The sequence below is a fragment of the Burkholderia sp. BCC1208 genome (assembly GCF_902833095.1).
GTDB lineage: Bacteria > Pseudomonadota > Gammaproteobacteria > Burkholderiales > Burkholderiaceae > Burkholderia.
The window spans coordinates 396,862-415,836 of the sequence record NZ_CADFDY010000003.1 but is presented as its reverse complement, the minus strand read 5'-3'; the positions used below and the strand labels follow the sequence as shown (position 1 = coordinate 415,836).

Here is an 18,975-nt window from a genome sequence, read left to right as displayed (position 1 = left end):
AGCGCGGCTCCTTGCTTTCAGTACGGTGTGGCGCCGATGTTCGGACAGGCAAAATGCGCTGTCCAATACAGCTTGATCAACGACCCATAATTCAATGTTATGACTACGCCCTCGCTCAGGATTCGTCAGATCGAAGCGTTTCGCGCGGTGATGCAGCGCCATACCGTCACGCGCGCGGCGCGCGATCTCCATATCTCGCAGCCGGCGGTGAGCCGGCTGATCGCCGATCTCGAGGACCGGATCGGCTTCGTGCTGTTCGAGCGGCAGCAGGGGCGCTTCACGCCGACCGCGCAGGCGCGCGTGCTGTACGAGGAGGTCGAACGCGCGTTCGTCGGCCTCGACCGTGTTGCGCAGGCCGCCGAGCAGATCCGCGCGATGCGGCGCGGCACGCTGCGCGTGGCCGGCTCGCCCGCCGTCGCGCTCGACCTGCTGCCGGAGCTCGTCACGCGTTTCTCGCACGCGCATCCGGGCGTCGACATCACGCTGCTCGCGCACAGTGCGTCCACCGTCGTCGACAAGGTCGCGTCGGGGCAATGCGATGTCGGGTTGATCGCCGAGCCCGTCCCGCATCCGGCCGTGCGCGGCGAGCGGCTCGCGGAAAGCGCGATGTGCTGCATCGTGCCGCGCGGGCATCGGCTCGCGCGCAAGCGCGTCGTGCAGCCAGCCGACCTGCGCGACGAATCGTTCATCTCGTTTCCGCCGAGTTTCGAGGCGCGCAGCGCGATCGACCGCGTGTTCGTCGAAGCCGGCGTGTCGCGCGTGTTGTCGATCGAGGCGCAGCTGTCGCGGACGATCGTCGCGTTCGTCGCGAACGGCGCCGGCGTTGCGCTGATCGATCCGGTGACGGCCGCGTACGCGGGCCCGCGCGTGGCCGTCAAGCCGTTCGAGCCGGCCGTGCCCGATCACTTCTATCTGGTGACGTCCGCGTCGCAGCCGCTGTCGATGATCGGCGACGCGTTCTGCGCGGATTTACGCGACGCGTTCGCGAGGATGCGGGAGAACGAAGCCGGGTGATTCGGTGGAGGGGCCGTCACGACCGCGGGGTGCGGTCGGCGCCGCGCAGCGCGGGTCGTTCAAGCGATGGCCGTGTCGTCCGCTTCGACTGCCGCGGGAGCCGCCGCCGCGGCGCCCGCCAGCCTCCGATAACGCGCGAGTGCCCAGCGGGAAGTACGCGGTATAGCCGTGATACTTCAGGTAGAACGGGCGGGACGCTGCCGATACACCGGCGTAACGGCTCAGGCCGATCGCATGTTGCGTTGATACCCGGCCCTGAGCGCGTCGACCACGAGCTCCACGGCCCGCGACGATTTGCGCCGGCTCGGGTAATAGACGTGGAGCCCGACGAACGTCGGAAACCAGTCCTCCAGCACCCAGCCGAGCCGTCCGGCTTCGACGTGATGCGCGACCAGGTCCTTCGGCACATAGGCGAGCCCGAAGCCGGCAAGCGCCGCGTCGACCATCTGATAGACGTTGTTGAACGTCAACTGCCCTTCGACGCGGACCTGCAATTCGCGGCGCCCCTTGCTCAACTCCCACGACAGCAGCGCGTTTCTGGTCGGCAGCCGAAGATTGATGCAGTTGTGCCCGGTCAGGTCCTGGGGCGTCTTCGCCGCGGCTCGGGACGCTAGATAATCGGGAGAGCCAATGATCGACATCGTCATGTCCGGCGCGATACGCTGCGCGATCATGTCCTTGGCGACCTGGTCGCCAAGCCGCACGCCGATGTCGTAGCGGCCGGCGACGAGGTCGGTCAGACCATAGTCGTTCACCAGCTCGACCTTGAGCGCCGGATACCGACGCAGCAGCGGTTGCAGCCGCGGCCACACGTACTCGTTCGCCGCATAGTCGGTCGTGGTGATGCGGACGTTGCCGGCCGGCTGGTCCGTCGTCGCGCGCAGCGATTCCAGCTCCGCCTCGATTTCCTGAAAGCGCGGGGCGAGCGATTCCAGCAACCGCTCGCCGGCCTCGGTCGGCGACACGCTGCGCGTCGTGCGCGTCAGCAACGCAATGCCCATGCGCGTTTCCAGCGCGCGCACCGTTCGGCTCAACGCCGACTGGGACACGCCAAGCTGCGCGGCCGCGCGGGTGAAATTACGCTCGCGCGCGACGGCCATGAACGCCACCAGATCGTTGAAGTCTTCCATTGATTCATGCACCCCAGCATAGGTCCATGCCGATTTTGCCATCTAGTCGCATGAATCGCGAATCATTAAAGTGGAATGGCTGACCGCTGGAGCGATCCATGCGGCACCCTTTTCGATAGAGGACGACATCATGGAACTGAAGCGCGCGGGCTCGCAGCCCTCGATCAAGGGCCCCGACGAATGGTTCACCGGCACGGTCCGGATCGACCCGCTGAACGCACCGCCGCCGCCGGCGCGCGTATCGTGCGCCAGCGTCACGTTCGAGCCGGGCGCCCGCACCGCGTGGCACACGCACCCGCTCGGCCAGACCCTGCTCGTGACCGCCGGCTGCGGCTGGACGCAATGCGACGGCGAGCCGCGCGTCGAGATCCGCGCGGGCGACGTGATCTGGTGCCCGCCCGGACACAAGCACTGGCACGGTGCGACGTCGACCACCTCGATGACGCATATCGCGATTCAGGAAGCACTCGATGGGCGCAACGTCGACTGGCTCGAACACGTCACCGATGCGCAGTACGACCCGCGCTGACGATCGCACGCGTTGCGTGTCGCGGCTCGCCGCCGCGACGGGCCTGGCGCTGCTTGCCGCCGCGTGCACCACCATGCAAAGGACCGACACCATGCAGGAATCCTTGCCTTCCAATGAGTTGAAGGCCATTGCCCCGGCCTTCGAGCGATATACGACTCGAACCGTGTTCGGCGGCCTGTGGAAGCGGCCGCACCTGTCGCCGCGCGATCGCAGCATCGTGACGCTGTCGGTGCTGATCGCTCGCGGCCAGACCGCGGAGATGCCGCTTCATGTCCGCCTCGCGCTGGATCATGGCGTGAAGCCCGCGGAAATATCGGAAATGATCGCGCATCTGGCCTTTTACTCGGGATGGCCCAACGCGAGCGCTGCGTCGATCGTCGTCAAGCACGCCTATGACGAACGCGGCATCGGGCCCGATCAGCTCGCGCCTGCGGACGTCACGCTGCTGCCGTTGAACGAGGCGGCCGAGGCGCAGCGCGCACGGACGGTCGCGGAGAACTTTGGCGCCGCTGCACCGGGCGTGGTCGAGTACACGACCGACGCGCTGTTTCGCGACTTGTGGCTTCGCCCGGGGCTCGCGCCGCGCGACCGCAGCCTGGTGACGGTGAGCGCGCTCGTCGCCAACGGCCAGGTGGCGCAGATCCCGTATCACCTGAACCGGGCGATGGACAACGGGCTCACGCAGGACGAAGCGTCCGAGACGTTGACGCAACTGGCGTTCTACGCGGGATGGCCGAACGTCTTTTCGGCGATGCCCGTGTTCAAGGAGGTATTTTCACGGCGCGCGACGTGACGTGCCGGGACGCTGTACGAGAAACCGGGCTGGCGGACGCAAGCGCGCATGCCGCGCACCCGCCTTGATACTGGCAGCTTCGCAACCGCCCGTGCCGACGCGACGACGAAGCGTCGCGGTCCTATTGCGACGCGGCGCGCGTGACCGGCCGGGGCAGCCTGCCCGCTTCCTGACGCGTGATCATCCAGCCGGGATAGCAGGGCGGCAACGCGCTCACGGCATCGAGACGCGCCAGTTCTTCGTCGGTCAGGACGGCGTCGACCGCGCCAAGGTTGTCGTCGAGCTGGTCGATCCGCTTGGCGCCGATGATGACGCTGGTGACTGCCGGCTTGGCGAGCAACCACGCGAGCGCGATCCGCGCGACCGAGACGCCATGCGCGCCGGCGATCGCGCGCATCTCCGCCACGCACGGCCAGACCCGATCCGGATCGACCGGCGGAAAATCGAAATGACCGCGCCGTGAACCTGCTTCGGTCGACGCACCGGGGCCGAACTTGCCCGACAGCAATCCGCCGGCGAGCGGCGACCAGACGAGCAGCCCCATCTGCTCGTCGACGGCGAGCGGAATCAGCTCGCGCTCCACGTCGCGCCCGGCGATCGAGTAGTAGGCCTGGAGCGTCTCGAAGCGCGTGGCGTGAAGCGCGGCACTCAGGCCGAGCGCCTTGCCGATCTTGCCCGCGCGCCAGTTCGACACGCCGACGTAACGGATCAGCCCCTGCCGCGTGAGATCGTCGAGCGCGCGCAGCGTCTCCTCGATCGGCGTGACGGGGTCGCTCGCGTGAATCTGGTACAGGTCGATATGGTCGACCTGGAGCCGTTCCAGGCTTCTCTGCACCGAATCCATGATGTGACCGCGCGACGCGCCCTGGTCGTTGGGGCCCGCGCCCATCACGCCGGCCGTCTTCGTCGCCAGCACGATCTCGTGGCGCGGGACGCCGATGTCTCGCAACGCCTGCCCGAGCACGCGTTCGGCTTGGCCGAAGGAATAAATATCGGCGGTATCGATGAAGTTGATGCCTGCGTCGAGCGCACGGGCAATCAAACGGTTCGCGTCGTCCTGGCCGACCGCGCCGATCGCCGCCCACATGCCGGCATCCGCGTTGCCGCCCAGGGTCATCGTGCCGAGGCACAGCTCGGAGACGTACAGGCCGGTGCGGCCCAATTGCTTGTATTTCAATGCAGCCCCCTTCAGAATCGGCCGGACACCAGGCGGGGCGTCGGCCGGTGGCGCCCCGCACGTCGGAATGTCAGTTGCCGCGCGATGTGCCGGCCCGCAACCGCGCGGCGATCGCCGCGACGCGGGCGCCATAGCGGCGGGCCGTTTCGAGATCGCCCGGCGACATCTCCTCGGGCGACGCATCGGCCGGCGTCTGCGCCATCGGCGCGATGTAGGCGCCCATGCGGTTCAGGTCGTCGCGCGTCGACGCTTTCAGGTTGGCCGGCTTGATGTCCATGCTGACCCAGATGCCGCCATGCTGTCCGGCCAGCAGGAAGAAGTATTCGAGCGTATTGAGCTTGTCGCCGTTAATGCTGGCGCTATTGGTGAAGCCGCCGAAGATCTTGTTCTGCCAGCCGCTGTCGAACCAGACCTTCGACGACGCATCCGCGAACTTCTTGAACTGCCAGCTCGGGCCGCCCATGTAGGTCGGCGAGCCGAACAGGATCGCGTCGGCGTCGGCCAGCGTGTTCCACGCGTCGTCGGCCAGGTTTCCGTCGGCATCGATCGCGACGAGTACGGCGCCGGCGCCGTCCGCGACGGCGGCGGCCATACGTTGCGTATGGCCGTAGCCGGAGTGGTAGACGACGACCGTTTTTACCGGCGGGTTGAGTTGATCCATGATGGTTTCCTTTCGTTTGGGGTTGTCGTTCAGACGACGTGGGAAACCACTCTACCGAGCCGCGATCGGGTTATAAACGACGGCAGATTGAACGTTCCGTTACTTTCCGGATGAACAATGCAGAACCTTGACGCGCTGTTGATTTTTGCCCGTGTCGCCGAAATGGCGAGCTTCACGCGTGCCGCCGAGAGCCTCGGTATTCAGAAAGGACGCGTGTCCATGGTCGTTCGCGGACTCGAACGGGACATGGGCGTCGCGCTCCTGCATCGGACCACGAGGCGCGTGCAGCTCACCGAGGACGGCCGCGCGTTCTATGCCCGTGCAACCGACCTGCTCGCCGAAGTGCAGGAATTGCAGTCGATGTTTTCGGGGCGCGGCACATCGTTGCGCGGCAGGTTGCGCGTGGACATGCCCACGGAACTGGCGCGCAGTGTCGTGGTGCCGGCGCTGCCGCAACTGATGGCCGCGCATCCGGATCTGGAGTTGGAACTTTCCAGTACCGACCGGCGTGTCGATCTCGTTCGGGAAGGGTTCGATTGCGTGATCCGGCTGGGCCCGATCGCCGACGAGACGCTGATTGCCCGACCGCTCGGCAGGCTGCGCATGACGAATGCGGCGAGCCCCGACTATTTGGCCCGGCATGGCGTGCCGCACACGCTCGGCGATCTGCACAGCCAGGGGCACAAGATGATCCACTACACGCTGACGCTCGGCGCGCGGCATCCCGGATGGGAATACCCGGACGGCGACGGCTATGCGTGGCTACCGTTGCCGAGCGCGATGCAGGTCAACAGTGTCCAGACTTATCATGCAGCGGGGCTGGCGGGCATCGGGCTGATCCAGGCCGGCTATTCGGCGCTCGCGCATCACATCGAGAGCGGCGCGCTCGTGGAGGTGTTGCCGGCCTTGCGTCCCGAGCCGCTTGCCGCGTCGCTCGTCGTCGCGCATCGGCGCAATCTTTCGCCGCGCGTGCGGGCGTTCATGGACTGGATCGGGGGCGTATTACAGCCCTACCTGGATTAGCTGAGAGGGGAGCGGTTCGACGTGCTGGCGGATGCGGCCGTTTGCGTTATGCGAACTTGCCGAAATCCACGGCTTCCCGGACGAATTTTCCGGTCGACAGCAGCGCTTGTTCGATGTCCGCGACGATGGCCCGATTGTCGACCGGCGCGGTGACGCACCATCCCCAGATATCGTCGTCGATTTCATAGTGACCGCGCGCATACGCCCAATAGCTGAAATAGCGGTCCTGCGACGAGGCGGCCTGCGGGTCGTCGAGGCCGTCCGGATGTGTGAGCCGGACGGAATGCAGCGCATCGCGCAGGATCGCGGCGATATCCGGAAAGTCGGCTGCGCGATGGTCGTCGAGTACCTCGACCAGCAGATCGCTACCGTGATACACCGGCCGAACCCGGAATCGAATCAGGCTCGTCATCGCTCGTTTTTCCGTTGCGATCCCGGCACGATCAGCACCACCGGAACATCGTCCGCGGCGGGAGACAATAGCGTGCCTTTCAGCGGGCCGGCCGGCCCGGGTGCCTCGATATCCGTCTGCATCATGCGTGAAAGGCCCTCCTGATTCGTGTAGCGATGAACATCGGGCACGGCATCAGCGCGCCGCGTCCCGCGCCTCGTCGAGCAACCATTCCGCAAACGCCCGCACCGGCGCCGCGCTCAATTCGATCGGCTCGGGAAGCACGAGGCAAAAGTTTTTCGTAATCGCTTTGCCGTCCGGCCAGGGTGCGACCAGCCGCCCTTGTGCAAGCTCTGTCCCGATGTAAAGGCGCGGCACCAGCGCGACACCGAGGCCGGCCAGCGCGGCCTCGATCAGCATCGAATGGAGATCGTATCGCGGGCCGACCGCCGAATTGGTCAGCGCGATGCCGGTTTCCTGCGCATAGAGCTGCCACGCGTCCGGATTCTGCCGCCGGTGAAGGCGCGGCAGCGCATCGAGCGACGGATTCGCGCCGGCGCGTTCGATGAGCGCCGGACTGCAGACGGGCACGAGCACCTCCTCCAGCAGCGGATGCCGATGCATGCCGGCCCAGGCCGGATGTTCGAAATGAATGGCGGCGTCGAATCCGCTGCCGGCCAGCAGGAACGGCTCCATCCGTTCGGCGATGTGCACGGTGACGTTCGGATGGCGCTCCTGAAAGCGCTTCAGCCGCGGGATCAGCCAGCGGGTCGCGAAGGTCGGGATCGCGGCGATGTCGATGCTCGCGCCTTCGACGGGCTGCCCCATCAGATACAGGCTGTCCCGTTCCAGCCGATCCAGAATCTCGCGCACCTGCACCGCGTATCGCGTGCCGTTGGGGGCGAGCCGCACGCGATTGCCGACGCGCTCGAACAGCGTCACGCCGAGGAACGCCTCCAGCCGGCCGATCTGGCGACTGACGGCGCCCTCGGTGCGCGCCAGCTCGTCGGCGGCGCGGGCGAAGCTGCCGTGTCGGGCCGCCGCCTCGAAGGCCAGAAGCGCGGAATTGCTCGGGATCTTGCGTCGCATCGGGGTCTCGCCGGTCGGGTGCATTCGACGGTCAGCTTGATCAAATATCACTGAAGGCTGACTTTAAGTCGATATCTCTGCGAAAAACAGCAGATTAGCATTACGTCACTGCACTGAATATCCCGCATTCGAAGCACAGGATGCTCATTCGTCACGAAGGACGATCCGATGATCTATACCGTTGAATGCAGTTTCGCCGACGCAGCCAGCGAAGCCGAATGGAACGACTTCTACAGCGTCGACAAGCTGCCGGCCCTCATCTCGGTGACCGGCTTTCATACGTCGCAGCGCTTCAGGGCGATCAGCGGCGGCTGCCCCGTTTATCTGGCCATTCACACGATCGACGGCCTCGACGTGCTGACCGGCGATGAATATCGACGCAAAGGCGGCGGCAATTTCGCGCGGTGGCAGCAGCACATCACCGACTGGCACCGCAACCTCTACAGCGATATCGGTCGTGCGCCGGCGGTCCATGCCGACGAACTGCTCCTGCTGAGCGCCAGCGGGCCCGACTCGCTGATCGAACTGGGCCTGAAACCGCTGGCCATGCAGGCCGTTGCACTCGAGCAGTGTCCGGCGCGCCGCTGGCTTGCGGTACTCCCCCGGCGCGATGCCCCGCTCGTCGACGACGTGCCGGCCGGCCTCGACCTGTACGCACCGATGACGGCGCAACTGACGAAGAAGAGCAGCGATGCCTAACGTGACGTTCCATATCGATGCGGAACGCATGCCGCCTGACGAGCGCCTCGCCGAACTGTCCGGCGACTGCATCGAACTCTGTACGGATGTCCTTCAGGCAGAAGTCGGGAACGTCCACGTCATTTACGTGGCGGTTCGGCATGGGTGCGGGCATCCCGTTTTCGCGGAAATCCAGTATCGCGTGGCGTCGTTCCGGCCGCCCGCGGTCATGAACGCGTTCATGGAAGCGCTGGATCGCGCCATCGTTCGTCGCACGGGGCTGAAGGCGCGCATCCGTTGCTTCGGTCATGCCGCGCCGAACCTTCACGCCCGAAACTAGCCACCGCGGAGAAGCATGATGTCCAACGTTACGTTTCCCGGCCAGCGCGTCGGGGATTTCACGATCACCGCGATCAGCGACGGCTACCTCACGGCCAGCCTCGATTTCCTGTCGAATATTGACGTGACCGACGCTGCCGCGATGCAGCGTGCGGCCGGGCAGCAGGAGCCGTCCGCCGTGCATATCAACTGCTACGTGGTGCGCGGCGCGGGCCGCACGATTCTTATCGACGCCGGGGCCGGTGGCATCAGGCAATGGGGCGGCCGCCTGCAGGACAACTTACGACTGGCCGGCATCGATCCTGTCGCTATCGACACCGTTCTGCTCACGCACGCTCATCCCGATCATGTCGGCGGGCTGGTGAATGCCGACGGATACGTTGCGTTCCCGAATGCGGAACTGGTCGCGCATCGACGCGAGGTCGAATTCTGGCGGGACGACGGCAATCTGAGCCACGCCAGCGAGCGCGCTCGCGGCAATTTCCGGATCGCGCGTCAGGTATTCGACGCTTACAGCGACGCGCTCCGGACGTTCGATGAAGGCGAAGTGCTCCCCGGCATTGCTGCCATACCGCTACCGGGGCATACCGACGGACATACCGGATACCTGCTCGAATCCGGCGATCAGGGCCTGCTCGTGTGGGGCGATATCGTGCATTTTCCGCACATCCAGATCGAACGGCCGGACGTCGCGATTGCATTCGATCAGGACGCGTCGCAAGCGGCGAAGACGCGTTCGCGGCTGCTCGACCGCGTCAGCTCGGAAGGGCTGTTGATCGCCGGCATGCATCTGGGCGAATCCGGCTTCGCGCGCATCAGGCGAACGAACGGCGAATACGGCCTGTTTTACGAAACCGACACCTGAAGTGAGGCACGTCAACGTGCGTGGTCGATACCGTATGCCCGCTTTGCAAGCTGCCGTTCGAGGAGGACAATCCAGCCTGAAATCTCGTCGGAGGTCGCACGTCATGGCCCCATTCCAGCCCGATGGATGGCATACCGTCACGCCGCGGATCGTCGTGCCCGATCCGCGCAACCTGATCGCCTTCATCCGCACGGTGTTCGACGCGGAAGGCGAATTCCGTACCGGTTTGCCTGCCGAGATCCGGATCGGCGACTCCGTCGTGATGATCAGCGGCGCAGACGGCCTGCGCGATCCGATGCCGGCGTTTCTGTACGTGTATGTCCAGGACACCGATGCCACCTATCGACGGGCGCTCGCGGCGCAGGCGATTCCGCTGGAAGCGCCCGCCGACATGCCGTACGGCGACCGGCGGGCGATGGTGAAGGACGCGTGGGGAAACGTTTGGCAGATCGCCACGCACCAGCGCGACCCGTCGGCCGACGAGATTCGTTCGAGGCTCGGCGACGGCGAGTAGCCGCGCTGCTTTCGCCTCCCTCTGTCGCAATCGTCAAGATTCGCGTCGCGTGCGGATAAAAGCCGCCCGTTCCCCGCGCCGTTAACCCGTTCGCAGCCCCGCGCCTGGTATTGCGCCACGGCGCGCGTCGTTCGTGTTCCGGAATTCACTCCGCCGCTGGCCGTGCCCGGCCGGCTCAAGGGAACGTCATGCGAAAACAACTCACTATCCGTGGTGGACTCGTCGCGACCATCGCCGGCTATACCGTGCTGCTCGTGCTGGTGGTCGGCGCCTGCATCGCGGCCCTCTACGTCGGCAACGGCTCGCTCGAGGCGATGTACCGCGACGACACCGCGTCGCTGCTGCACCTGAAGACCAGCTCCGAGCGGATGCTGGTGCTGCGCGAACGCATGAGCGACGTCGCGCAGATCATCAGCGCCGGCCAGCCCGCGAAAGAGGAAGTCGCGCAACTTCATTCGCTGCTCAAGCAGAGCAACGACGAACTGGATGCGTACACGCGTCTGCACGTGCGCGACGCCGGCGAGCAGGCGCTGTTCGACACGCTGCAGAGCCGCCGGCGCGCGCTGCTCGACCGCGTGTTCCTGAAGGCGCTGTCGCAGCTCGACGGCGACGACGCATTCAACTTCCTCGACACGCAGCGCACCGCGCCGCCTGCATTGTTCGCCGCCTACCAGACGGCGATCGACGCGCTCGAATCGTTCCAGGTCACGCGCCAGAAGGCCCGCTACGATGCGGCCGGCATACATTTCCACCGGATCGTGTGGGGGATGGGGGCGGTCGCGGTGCTGGCGCTCGTCGTCGGGTTCCTGGCGCAGCGCGTGCTCGCGAAGGCGATCATCGAGCCGATCAATCTCGCGGTCGAGCAGTTCGAAAAAATCTCGAAAGGCGACCTGACCGGCGCCGTCGTCGTCCCGGGCGAGAATGAAATGGCGTATCTGCTCAATGCGCTGAAGCGGATGCAGGACGGCCTCGTCGATACCGTAAGCCAGGTGCGCGCGAGCACCGAGACGATCGTCGGCGACGTGCGCACGATCGCGAGCGGCAACGTCGACCTGTCCGCGCGTACCGAGCAGCAGGCCGTGTCGTTGCAGCAGGCGGCCGCGAGCGTCGAGCAACTGACGGCGGCCGTGCGCCAGAACGCGGACAACGCGCGCGACGCGCGCACGTATGTCGAGGGCGCGGCCGGCATCGCGTCGCGCGGCGGCGAAGCGATGCAACGCGTCGTCGAGACGATGTCGGAGATTTCGCACAGCTCCACGCGCATCTCCGGCATCGTCGGCGTGATCGAGAGCATTGCGTTTCAGACGAACATCCTCGCGTTGAACGCCGCGGTCGAAGCCGCGCGCGCGGGCGAGCAGGGGCGCGGGTTCGCGGTCGTCGCGACCGAGGTGCGCGGGCTCGCACAGCGCTGTGCGGCCGCGGCGAAGGAAATTCGCGACCTGATCGGCCATTCCGCGCGACGCGTGGAAGACGGCAGCGGCCTCGTCGACCGGGCCGGCTCGGCGATGGCCGAACTCGTCGCGGCGGTCGAGCGTGTGAACGCGATCATGGGCGAAACCAGCCAGGCATTCGACGAGCAGTCGTCGGGCATCGAGCAGGTGAATGCCGCGGTGATCCAGATGGAGCAGACGATGCAACGCAATGCCGCGCTGGTCGAGGAAGCGGCGGCCGCGGCGCTGTCGCTCGACGAACAGGGCGCGCGGCTGAGCGCGGCGGTCGCACAGTTCCGTCTGCGCGACGCGGCGCTCGCGTGACGTGCGGGCTTATTGCGGCGCGTCCGGCAACGCGTAGTCGAAGCGGTACGCGTGCTGGCCGTTGTCGATGTCGATGAGCATCGCGCCGGAGAGCCCGAGCAGTTCGTCCGTTCCGGAATCGGGCACGACCGTGATCGACTGCGTCGGCTGCCCGCGCGTCATCGTGGAGCTGTGCTGCAGGACGAAGCTGCCCTTGCGTCCACCGAGCACGCCTTCGACGGTTTCCATCGCCACGTAGCCGGCCGAACCCTGAACGCTGCTGCGAAACGCGAGCATTTCTCCGTGGCTGACGGCTTCCAGATCGCCGTGAAATTGCTTGTCCAGCGACATGCGGCCGAGCCCGCTGCTTTCCGCGACGTGACTCAGGGGTTCCGGATTCAGCTTCACTTCGAACGGACCGCTGGCCTGCAGTTTCATGACTGTTCTCCTCGTCGAATGGGAATCGGCACTATAAGCCAACGCCGTCGACGGCGGCCGGTCGCGGCGCGTCAATCGTCGCCGGATCGATAAAGCGCTTTCAACTGCGACAACTCGTCGATGAATCGATCCTTGAGCGCCTGCGGCCCGAGGATCCTCACCTGTGCGCCGTACCCCAATAGCTTGCGTGCACCGTGCTCGATCGATTCGATCGGCATCAGGAGCGCTTTCCATCCCGCCGGGACATCCGGGCTGCCCGCGTCCGGCGATACCGGTGCGGTTTCGATCCGCGCGTTGGCCAGCCAGGTTTCGGCGCGCGGCGACACGGCGATATGGGCGGTCAGCCGATAGAGATCGGCCTCGTACCGGCTCATCGCGTCACGCCAGTGCGCGGCGAGATCGAATCGCGCGGGGCGCCTGAAACGGCGGTGCGTCGCTTCGAGTTCGCGGATGTTCGCCAGCCGGAAGGTGAGCGCGCCGGCCTTGCCGGCCACCCGGGCAACCAGGTACCAGGCGCCGCCCTTGAGCACGAGGCCGAGCGGCTCGAGCGCGCGCCGGGACATGCCGCGCCAGCTTTGGTACTTCACGTCGATACGGTACGCACCCCACACCGCATCGGCGACTTCGCGCAGAAATTCCGGCGTTTCCTGCGCGCGGTACCAATCCACGGTATCGACATGCAGCCGGCTGGCGACGCGATCGGCCCGTTCGCGCGCGCCCGGCGGCAGGCTGGCGATCATCTTCAGCCGTGCCGAGGTTGCCATGCCGTCGAGGCCCAGTTCGCTCGCCGGGCCGGGCAGGCCCGCGAGAATCAGCGCATGCGCCTCGTGCTCGGTGAGCCCCGTGAGATCGGTGCTCCAGCCGTCGCGCAACTGAAAGCCGCCATTGCGGCCGCGATCGCCCCAGATCGGCACGCCGGCCGTCGACAATTGGTCGATATCGCGCAGGATCGTGCGCTCGGACACCTCCAGCGCTTCGGCCAGCGCCGGCGCGGTCATCCGGCCGCGCGCTTGCAGCATCATCATGATCGACAACAGGCGGCTCGCTTTCATACACGGCACGTTACCGCAAATACATGACATCGGGTGTCGTGTTTTCACGCTTATGCTTTGTGGCATCCCCGATCTGTTCCGTCGAAGCGAAGACACATCATGAAAATCATTTCAGGACCGCTGAGCATGTTCGGCGCCAAGGTCGAGATTGCGGCGCACGAGAAGGGCATCGATTTCGAGCTGGCGATGGCGCCGTTCAGCCAGCAACGCGGCTACGACCCCACGCATCCGGATGTATTGCGGATCAACCCGAGGCGCCAGGTGCCGGTGCTGATCGACGGCGCGCTGGAGATTTTCGATTCCACGCAGATCTTCGAGTACTTCGAGGACCTGCAGCCGGAACCTGCGTTGTGGCCGGCGCAACCGGCGGCACGCGCCGTTGCGCGTCAGCTCGAACATGGCAGCGACGAGATCTATTTTCCGCACATCGTCCGGCTGATGGGGCTTGAAGCAACGCCGGACGATCCGGCGGCACGGGCCGCGCGCGCCGAAGCGGCACGATACTATCGGCGCATGGAGCATGTGCTCGCGGATCGCGCATTTCTGGCGGATACCTATTCCTATGCCGATATCGCGTTCTACATGGCGCAGTTGTTTGGCGCGCGCAAGGGGGCGCCGATGACCGGAGAGACGCCCAACCTGCTCGCGTGGCGTGACCGGATGACGGCGCGTCCGGCGGTGCGGAAAGTGGCCGGTGCGATGGTCGCGTATCTGGCGTCGATCGGGGAAGCGGTGCCCGATTTTCTTTGCGAGCTCGATCGGCCACGCCCGCCAGCCCCATGATCGGGCGACGAAACGGCTGCGGCCATCGGGCCGCGCCGCCGCAGTCCGACATATTCCTCTACTCGTCGCCTTGACCTTGAAGTTGACTTGAAGCTTAGAGTGCTTGCTGACGGCGGCGAATCGGCAGGCTTCGGATCTCGCCTGCCACGGTCGATCATCGACGAGGGGCAACGGACATGGACAGGCGTTTTATACAGGTCGAATTCGGGCCGCACACGGTCGACGTGCCCGAGGGCGGGGGCTACGACCGGTCCCGGATGAAGCCAGTTGCTCGACGGGCTCGGCGCATCCACGATCATGCGTCTCGACGTGGTCGAGGATGCGCAACGGGTCCTGAATCTGCCGACGCCTTCAAGGGCCTTCGATGAACCCGGAAAGCCACGCTAACGATACGGATGCGTGCGACCTGCGCGCACGGAAGGAGTCGTCCATGCCCCAACCGACCTACGATCTCGTCGTATTTGGCGCCACCAGCTTTGTCGGGCAGATATTGGCACGCTATCTGTCCGACTATCTGTCGGCCGCCGGTACCGACGACACGCTGCGCTGGGCGATCGCGGGCCGGTCCGACGCGAAGCTCAGGCAGGTCAGGGATACGCTCGGCGCGGCCGGGCAATCCGTGCCGATCATCGTCGCCGATGCAGCCGACGAAACGCAGCTTCGGGCGCTGTGCGCGCAAACGCGGGTGGTCGTGTCCACCGTCGGCCCCTACGCGCTGTACGGAGAGCCGCTGGTCAGGGTCTGCGCGCAAACCGGCACCGACTACTGCGACCTCACCGGCGAGACGCAGTGGATCAGGCGGATGATCGACAAGTACGAGCCCGCGGCCCGGCAATCGGGCGCGCGCATCGTGCATTGCTGCGGCTTCGATTCGGTGCCGTCCGACATGGGTGTGTTCTTCCTGCAGCAAGAGGCGCGGCGGCAGTGGGGCGCGCCGGCCGCTCACGTGACGATGCGCGTCAAAACGCTGAAGGGCGGTGCGTCGGGCGGCACCGTGGCCAGCGTGATCAACGTCGTGCGCGAAGCGGCGGCCGATCCGGCATTGCGTCGGGAACTGCTCGATCCTTATTCGTTGTGTCCGCAACGGCATGGTTTCACGGTACGGCAGCATGCGGTTCGCTCCGCCGAATTCGATCGCGACTGCGATGCGTGGATCGCGCCGTTCGTGATGGCGGCGATCAACGAGCGCGTCGTCCACCGCTCCAATGCGCTGGCTGGCGATGCGTACGGCAGCCGCTTTACCTATGACGAAGCCGTGATGACGGGCGCGGGCCTGAAGGGGCGCATGATCGCGCTGACGATGGTGGCGGGCCTCGGCGCGTTCATGATCGGTGTCCTCATCGGGCCGGTGCGCGGCCTGATGCAGCGCTTCCTGCTGCCGAAGCCGGGCGAGGGGCCGAGCATCGACGCCCAACAGGCTGGCCGCTACGATTTGCGCTTCTTCGGCCGCGCCGACGACGGGCGAACCTTGCGCGTGAAAGTCACCGGCGATCGCGATCCCGGCTACGGCTCCACCGGCAAGATGCTCGGCCAGGCCGCGATCGGTCTCGCGCTCGATTGCAGCCGCGACGGCGTGAAGACCGGGCGCGGCGGCGGTTTCTGGACGCCCGCGACGATGTTCGACGAACGCTATATCGAGCGTCTGGTTCGCCATGCCGGGTTGCGTTTCGAGGTGATTCGAACGTAGTTCGCGCCAGCTATTCGAGCCGGGCGGGGGCGTCATGGATGCCCCGCCCGCCGGTACGCTCGCGGCCGCGCTTGCCCGCGCCCGTGCGGGCAGCCGTTTCGTCCAGAATCGTCGCGGCGAATTCGGCGGCCGCCGGCATCCGCGCGTCGTGCATCATCACGAATTCCATCTCCGGCAGTGCCGGCAAACCTTCGGGCAAGCCCAATTCGCGGAGCGTGTCGTCGATCGCGCTGCGCGGCACGGGCGCGATCGCGATGCCGGCCCGTGCGAAGGTCCGGATGCCTGTCACGCTCGGGCTTTCGCACGCGATCCGGTAGCGCATGCCGGCCAGCGCGAGCGCCTTGATGGCGGCGCCGCGGTACGGGCACGGATCGGGGAAGCACGCGAGCGGCACGTCGCCTTCCGGAAGCGGCTCGTGGCGCGCGAACGCCCAGACGAGCGGCTCGTGCGACAACGTCGCGCCGTGGCCCGAGTGCGAGCACCGGCTGCCGATCACGAGATCGAATTCGCCGTTGGCGTGCCGTCGAAACAGGCTGTCGCCGATGTCGACGGCCAGATCCATCCGCAGGCCGCGCCGCGCGGCGCCGTGGCGGCGCATCAGGTCCGCAAGCCAGCCGCCTGCAAAGTCCTCCGACACACCGATCCGCAGTTTGACGTCGACGGCGTCACCCGTTCCCAGCCGGGCTCGAGCTTCCTCGCTCAGATTGAGCATCGCGCGCGCGTAGCCGAGCAGCGTCTCGCCATGCGCGGTCAGCGTGACGCTGCGCGTGTTGCGCACGAGCAGCGCCTGCCCGACCTGTTCCTCGAGGCGAACGATCTGCGCGCTGACCGCGGACTGGCTGAGGTTCAGCCGCCGCCCGGCGCGGGTGAAGCTGCACACGTCGGCAACCGCCACGAAGGTATGAAGCAGCGACGTGTCGAGAGGAGGATTCATTCATCACCAATCCGGGTTAATTCGATCAATTAATATCGTTTCCGGATTATAGGCTGCCTGGATAGGCTGTGAAGCGCGGTGGGCGAGCGCGCATTGGGCGCGCCGTCGTCACCCTTGGCAAGGACCGGCGCCATGACACGCGTTCTCTATATCGAAGGCTCACCCAACAAGGCCTATTCGGCGTCCATCGAGGTGTGCGATGCATTTCTCGACGCGTACCGGCATGCCCATCCCGATCACGAGATTCGGAAGCTCGATATCTGGGATCTGCCGATGCCCGAATTCGACGGCGCCGCGCTGGCCGCGAAATATGCCGGGCTGAGCGGCACGGCGTTGACGCCGGAGCAGGCGGCGGCGTGGCGGCAGATCGAACGGCTCGCGGCGCCGTTCCACGAAGCGGACAAGTTCCTGTTCGGCGTGCCGCTGTGGAATTTCAGCATTCCGTACAAGCTCAAGCACCTGATCGACGTGATCTCGCAGAAGGATGTGTTGTTCACGTTCGACGCAGCGGGTTTTACCGGCAAGCTGGCGGGGAAAAAGGCGGCGGTGGTCTATGCTCGCGGGCTCGCCTACCAGTCGCCGGGGTCGTTTACGCCGGCCGCCGAGTTCGATCTGCAGCGCCCGTACATGGAAACGTGGCTCAAGTTCGTGGGCGTGACGGACGTCGCCGGGATCGTCGTCGAGCGCACGTTGTTCGGTGCGGACGGGAAGGTCGATCGGAGCCGCGCGATCGACGAGGCACGGGCGACGGCGCGCGCGTTCTGAGGCCGCCGCGCCATTAAGCGTCAGCGCCCGCCGTGTGCGATGGCGAGCGCGACGCCGAAGCCCACCAGCAGGCATCCGAACGTGCGATCGATCCAGTGCCGTAGCGACAGCAGGCGATCGTGGACCGCCGTGGCCGAGAAACAGAGCGCCACGAGGCTGAACCAGCCGGCATGGGCGGCCGCGATGAACACGCCGTAGCCGATCTGCACGATCAACGGCGTGTCGGGCCGGACTGCCTGCATGAACAGGCTGACGATGAACACCGTGGTTTTGGGATTCAGCGCATTGGTCAGGAAGCCCGTGCGTAACGCGGCGAGATCGGACAGCGGCGCCACGGCGGTATCGGCTTGCACGCCGCCGGCTTTCGCCATGAGCATCTTTGCGCCGAGGTAGATCAGGTAGATCGCGCCGATCAGCTTGACGGTATCGAAGAGCCACGGCGACTTGCCCCGGACCATATTGTCGCTGATGGAACAAACGCTACCTCGAATCGAAATAAAGAATGAATGGACTTCCCGACGCTTGCTCATGCCGGCCAGCGAATGGAGAATGCATCGATCGACGCACGCCCTGCAAGCAGGATGCCGAATTGCCGGGCGAACGTTCGAGGCTGATTGCCCTGGCTCGACGTTGCAGCGGCCGGCAGGATGTCGACCGGCTTTTACCGAAAAATCGCGCGGGATGGCACGCGCGTCGCCAACGGAATGCCGATGCGTGCTTTATCGCTGCAACGAATGAGCGCCGGTGAAGTCGCCGTCATTCTTCATCTTTTTGACACGGCTTTTAACGACGCACGGGCAAACCAGGGCGACGCCAGGCTGCAGCGAATATTTCCCGTTGCCTTTAAATCCGCATCCTTTACCCGAAGAGCAATGACGAGGCGAAGCCGTGCAACTTCAAACCGGTAATTTATTCGACGTCGAAGGGCGGCGCGGCGGCGACGAGCGAATCGACATGCTCGTCACGGGCCCGCGCGTGAACGTCGAGCGAATCGTATCGATGGGGCATGCGAGCCCGGACGGGTTCTGGTATGACGACCCGCGGGCCGAATGGGTTGTGCTGCTGTCCGGCGCGGCCGTGCTTGAATTCGAAGAGAATGCGACGCGGCTCGATATGCGCGCCGGAGATTACGTGCTGATCGAGCCGCATTGCCGTCATCGTGTCGCATGGACGCATGACGACGTGCAAACCGTCTGGCTTGCCATCTATTACGAACGCTGAAGAAAGGATTGGCGTGCGGCACGATCGGTGGACTGACCGATGCGCGACACGCCGATCGGGCAAAACCTCGTCAACCGGAGCGGCTTTGAAATACCGCCGGTATCGATGCCCCAATCAATGCCCAAATTGCCGGCCAGCGTGTTGAATCACGCGCCGGGC

The 18,975-nt window shown here is 65.8% G+C and carries 23 protein-coding genes and 2 pseudogenes; 15 read left to right on the top strand and 10 right to left on the bottom strand.

Annotated elements, in window-relative coordinates; translation table 11 throughout:
* The first annotated feature begins 99 nt into the window (after positions 1-99).
* Positions 100-1,014, top strand: coding sequence for a LysR family transcriptional regulator (locus HWX09_RS09460; protein WP_027786400.1), 915 nt, complete (start codon positions 100-102; stop codon positions 1,012-1,014).
* Positions 1,015-1,235: 221 nt separating this feature from the next.
* Here the strand turns inward: HWX09_RS09460 and HWX09_RS09455 are convergent, their stop codons facing one another.
* Positions 1,236-2,144, bottom strand: a complete 909-nt coding sequence (locus HWX09_RS09455) for a LysR family transcriptional regulator (protein ID WP_027786401.1) — start codon at positions 2,142-2,144, stop codon at positions 1,236-1,238.
* A gap of 130 nt (positions 2,145-2,274) precedes the next feature.
* On the opposite strand from HWX09_RS09455, the gene HWX09_RS09450 reads away from it, so the two are divergent.
* Positions 2,275-2,673 carry a cupin domain-containing protein gene (locus HWX09_RS09450; RefSeq protein ID WP_027786402.1) on the top strand — a complete coding sequence of 133 codons (399 nt, stop codon included), beginning with the start codon at positions 2,275-2,277 and terminating at the stop codon, positions 2,671-2,673.
* A 73-nt stretch (positions 2,674-2,746) separates the two neighbouring features.
* On the top strand, positions 2,747-3,466 hold the full coding sequence (locus HWX09_RS09445; protein WP_347879648.1) for a carboxymuconolactone decarboxylase family protein: 720 nt from the start codon (positions 2,747-2,749) through the stop codon (positions 3,464-3,466).
* A 121-nt stretch (positions 3,467-3,587) separates the two neighbouring features.
* Here the strand turns inward: HWX09_RS09445 and HWX09_RS09440 are convergent, their stop codons facing one another.
* Both HWX09_RS09440 and HWX09_RS09435 read right to left on the bottom strand, forming a co-directional pair.
* Positions 3,588-4,643, bottom strand: a complete 1,056-nt coding sequence (locus HWX09_RS09440; protein WP_027786404.1) for an aldo/keto reductase — start codon at positions 4,641-4,643, stop codon at positions 3,588-3,590.
* Between the two features lie 70 nt (positions 4,644-4,713).
* Positions 4,714-5,304, bottom strand: coding sequence for a flavodoxin family protein (locus tag HWX09_RS09435; protein ID WP_027786405.1), 591 nt, complete (start codon positions 5,302-5,304; stop codon positions 4,714-4,716).
* A 117-nt stretch (positions 5,305-5,421) separates the two neighbouring features.
* Here HWX09_RS09435 and HWX09_RS09430 point away from each other — a divergent pair, with 117 nt between their 5' ends.
* Entirely contained in the window at positions 5,422-6,327 is a 906-nt protein-coding gene (locus HWX09_RS09430; protein ID WP_027786406.1) for a LysR family transcriptional regulator, read from the top strand.
* Between the two features lie 46 nt (positions 6,328-6,373).
* On the opposite strand, the gene HWX09_RS09425 is transcribed toward HWX09_RS09430, so the two are convergent.
* From HWX09_RS09425 to HWX09_RS09415, 3 genes are read right to left on the bottom strand one after another with little or no spacing between them, the layout of a single operon-like run.
* Positions 6,374-6,739 (bottom strand): hypothetical protein, encoded by a 366-nt coding sequence (locus HWX09_RS09425; protein ID WP_027786407.1) that lies wholly within the window; start codon positions 6,737-6,739, stop codon positions 6,374-6,376.
* Positions 6,736-6,864 (bottom strand): hypothetical protein, encoded by a 129-nt coding sequence (locus HWX09_RS33825; RefSeq protein WP_256980743.1) that lies wholly within the window; start codon positions 6,862-6,864, stop codon positions 6,736-6,738. Before HWX09_RS33825 ends, HWX09_RS09425 begins: the two co-directional genes overlap by 4 nt.
* 49 nt (positions 6,865-6,913) lie before the next feature.
* A complete protein-coding gene (locus HWX09_RS09415) occupies positions 6,914-7,807 on the bottom strand; it encodes a LysR substrate-binding domain-containing protein (protein WP_027786408.1) in 894 nt (297 codons plus the stop codon).
* A gap of 168 nt (positions 7,808-7,975) precedes the next feature.
* Between HWX09_RS09415 and HWX09_RS09410 the strand changes: the two genes are divergently transcribed.
* The 5 genes from HWX09_RS09410 (at position 7,976) to HWX09_RS09390 (ending at position 11,957) form a co-directional block, all read left to right on the top strand.
* Entirely contained in the window at positions 7,976-8,506 is a 531-nt protein-coding gene (locus HWX09_RS09410) for a hypothetical protein (protein WP_027786409.1), read from the top strand.
* Complete coding sequence (locus tag HWX09_RS09405) at positions 8,499-8,825, top strand: hypothetical protein (RefSeq protein WP_027786410.1); 327 nt, start codon at positions 8,499-8,501, stop codon at positions 8,823-8,825. The genes HWX09_RS09410 and HWX09_RS09405 overlap by 8 nt, the downstream gene beginning before the upstream one ends.
* A gap of 18 nt (positions 8,826-8,843) precedes the next feature.
* Positions 8,844-9,689, top strand: coding sequence for an MBL fold metallo-hydrolase (locus HWX09_RS09400; RefSeq protein ID WP_027786411.1), 846 nt, complete (start codon positions 8,844-8,846; stop codon positions 9,687-9,689).
* Between the two features lie 34 nt (positions 9,690-9,723).
* Entirely contained in the window at positions 9,724-10,203 is a 480-nt protein-coding gene (locus tag HWX09_RS33580; RefSeq protein ID WP_227789473.1) for a VOC family protein, read from the top strand.
* A 188-nt stretch (positions 10,204-10,391) separates the two neighbouring features.
* Entirely contained in the window at positions 10,392-11,957 is a 1,566-nt protein-coding gene (locus HWX09_RS09390; protein ID WP_027786413.1) for a methyl-accepting chemotaxis protein, read from the top strand.
* Positions 11,958-11,966: 9 nt separating this feature from the next.
* Here HWX09_RS09390 and HWX09_RS09385 read toward each other — a convergent pair whose 3' ends face one another.
* Together HWX09_RS09385 and HWX09_RS09380 are read right to left on the bottom strand one after the other, a co-directional pair.
* On the bottom strand, positions 11,967-12,374 hold the full coding sequence (locus HWX09_RS09385) for a DUF3224 domain-containing protein (RefSeq protein WP_027786414.1): 408 nt from the start codon (positions 12,372-12,374) through the stop codon (positions 11,967-11,969).
* 71 nt (positions 12,375-12,445) lie between these two features.
* Complete coding sequence (locus HWX09_RS09380) at positions 12,446-13,426, bottom strand: YafY family protein (protein WP_027786415.1); 981 nt, start codon at positions 13,424-13,426, stop codon at positions 12,446-12,448.
* Between the two features lie 99 nt (positions 13,427-13,525).
* On the opposite strand from HWX09_RS09380, the gene HWX09_RS09375 reads away from it, so the two are divergent.
* The 3 genes and pseudogenes from HWX09_RS09375 (at position 13,526) to HWX09_RS09370 (ending at position 15,896) form a co-directional block, all read left to right on the top strand.
* On the top strand, positions 13,526-14,209 hold the full coding sequence (locus tag HWX09_RS09375) for a glutathione S-transferase family protein (RefSeq protein ID WP_027786416.1): 684 nt from the start codon (positions 13,526-13,528) through the stop codon (positions 14,207-14,209).
* 261 nt (positions 14,210-14,470) lie between these two features.
* Positions 14,471-14,596 (top strand): annotated as a pseudogene (locus tag HWX09_RS33575) (acetoacetate decarboxylase); the annotation flags it as partial.
* Between the two features lie 43 nt (positions 14,597-14,639).
* On the top strand, positions 14,640-15,896 hold the full coding sequence (locus tag HWX09_RS09370) for a saccharopine dehydrogenase NADP-binding domain-containing protein (protein WP_027786417.1): 1,257 nt from the start codon (positions 14,640-14,642) through the stop codon (positions 15,894-15,896).
* A gap of 10 nt (positions 15,897-15,906) precedes the next feature.
* On the opposite strand, the gene HWX09_RS09365 is transcribed toward HWX09_RS09370, so the two are convergent.
* A complete protein-coding gene (locus tag HWX09_RS09365; RefSeq protein ID WP_051421439.1) occupies positions 15,907-16,830 on the bottom strand; it encodes a LysR substrate-binding domain-containing protein in 924 nt (307 codons plus the stop codon).
* Between the two features lie 132 nt (positions 16,831-16,962).
* Between HWX09_RS09365 and HWX09_RS09360 the strand changes: the two genes are divergently transcribed.
* Positions 16,963-17,595 (top strand): NAD(P)H-dependent oxidoreductase, encoded by a 633-nt coding sequence (locus HWX09_RS09360; RefSeq protein WP_027786418.1) that lies wholly within the window; start codon positions 16,963-16,965, stop codon positions 17,593-17,595.
* A 20-nt stretch (positions 17,596-17,615) separates the two neighbouring features.
* Here the strand turns inward: HWX09_RS09360 and HWX09_RS09355 are convergent.
* Positions 17,616-18,041 (bottom strand): annotated as a pseudogene (locus HWX09_RS09355) (LysE family transporter); the annotation flags it as partial.
* Between the two features lie 168 nt (positions 18,042-18,209).
* On the opposite strand from HWX09_RS09355, the gene HWX09_RS09350 reads away from it, so the two are divergent.
* Positions 18,210-18,503, top strand: a complete 294-nt coding sequence (locus HWX09_RS09350; RefSeq protein WP_155257385.1) for a hypothetical protein — start codon at positions 18,210-18,212, stop codon at positions 18,501-18,503.
* Positions 18,484-18,816: a cupin domain-containing protein gene (locus tag HWX09_RS09345; protein WP_027786419.1), complete on the top strand. Its 333-nt coding sequence runs from the start codon at positions 18,484-18,486 to the stop codon at positions 18,814-18,816. Before HWX09_RS09350 ends, HWX09_RS09345 begins: the two co-directional genes overlap by 20 nt.
* The last annotated feature ends 159 nt before the right edge of the window (positions 18,817-18,975 follow it).

Coding starts and splice junctions, on each gene's coding strand:
- HWX09_RS09435 (WP_027786405.1), bottom strand. CDS start 5,304: ATGGATCAACTCAACCCGCCGGTAAAAACGGTCGTCGTCTACCACTCC.
- HWX09_RS09370 (WP_027786417.1), top strand. CDS start 14,640: ATGCCCCAACCGACCTACGATCTCGTCGTATTTGGCGCCACCAGCTTT.
- HWX09_RS09365 (WP_051421439.1), bottom strand. CDS start 16,830: ATGAATCCTCCTCTCGACACGTCGCTGCTTCATACCTTCGTGGCGGTT.
- HWX09_RS09430 (WP_027786406.1), top strand. CDS start 5,422: ATGCAGAACCTTGACGCGCTGTTGATTTTTGCCCGTGTCGCCGAAATG.
- HWX09_RS33825 (WP_256980743.1), bottom strand. CDS start 6,864: ATGATGCAGACGGATATCGAGGCACCCGGGCCGGCCGGCCCGCTGAAA.
- HWX09_RS09415 (WP_027786408.1), bottom strand. CDS start 7,807: ATGCGACGCAAGATCCCGAGCAATTCCGCGCTTCTGGCCTTCGAGGCG.
- HWX09_RS09380 (WP_027786415.1), bottom strand. CDS start 13,426: ATGAAAGCGAGCCGCCTGTTGTCGATCATGATGATGCTGCAAGCGCGC.
- HWX09_RS09360 (WP_027786418.1), top strand. CDS start 16,963: ATGACACGCGTTCTCTATATCGAAGGCTCACCCAACAAGGCCTATTCG.
- HWX09_RS09385 (WP_027786414.1), bottom strand. CDS start 12,374: ATGAAACTGCAGGCCAGCGGTCCGTTCGAAGTGAAGCTGAATCCGGAA.
- HWX09_RS09390 (WP_027786413.1), top strand. CDS start 10,392: ATGCGAAAACAACTCACTATCCGTGGTGGACTCGTCGCGACCATCGCC.
- HWX09_RS09400 (WP_027786411.1), top strand. CDS start 8,844: ATGTCCAACGTTACGTTTCCCGGCCAGCGCGTCGGGGATTTCACGATC.
- HWX09_RS09405 (WP_027786410.1), top strand. CDS start 8,499: ATGCCTAACGTGACGTTCCATATCGATGCGGAACGCATGCCGCCTGAC.
- HWX09_RS33580 (WP_227789473.1), top strand. CDS start 9,724: ATGCCCGCTTTGCAAGCTGCCGTTCGAGGAGGACAATCCAGCCTGAAA.
- HWX09_RS09445 (WP_347879648.1), top strand. CDS start 2,747: ATGCAAAGGACCGACACCATGCAGGAATCCTTGCCTTCCAATGAGTTG.
- HWX09_RS09410 (WP_027786409.1), top strand. CDS start 7,976: ATGATCTATACCGTTGAATGCAGTTTCGCCGACGCAGCCAGCGAAGCC.
- HWX09_RS09450 (WP_027786402.1), top strand. CDS start 2,275: ATGGAACTGAAGCGCGCGGGCTCGCAGCCCTCGATCAAGGGCCCCGAC.
- HWX09_RS09375 (WP_027786416.1), top strand. CDS start 13,526: ATGAAAATCATTTCAGGACCGCTGAGCATGTTCGGCGCCAAGGTCGAG.
- HWX09_RS09455 (WP_027786401.1), bottom strand. CDS start 2,144: ATGGAAGACTTCAACGATCTGGTGGCGTTCATGGCCGTCGCGCGCGAG.
- HWX09_RS09460 (WP_027786400.1), top strand. CDS start 100: ATGACTACGCCCTCGCTCAGGATTCGTCAGATCGAAGCGTTTCGCGCG.
- HWX09_RS09425 (WP_027786407.1), bottom strand. CDS start 6,739: ATGACGAGCCTGATTCGATTCCGGGTTCGGCCGGTGTATCACGGTAGC.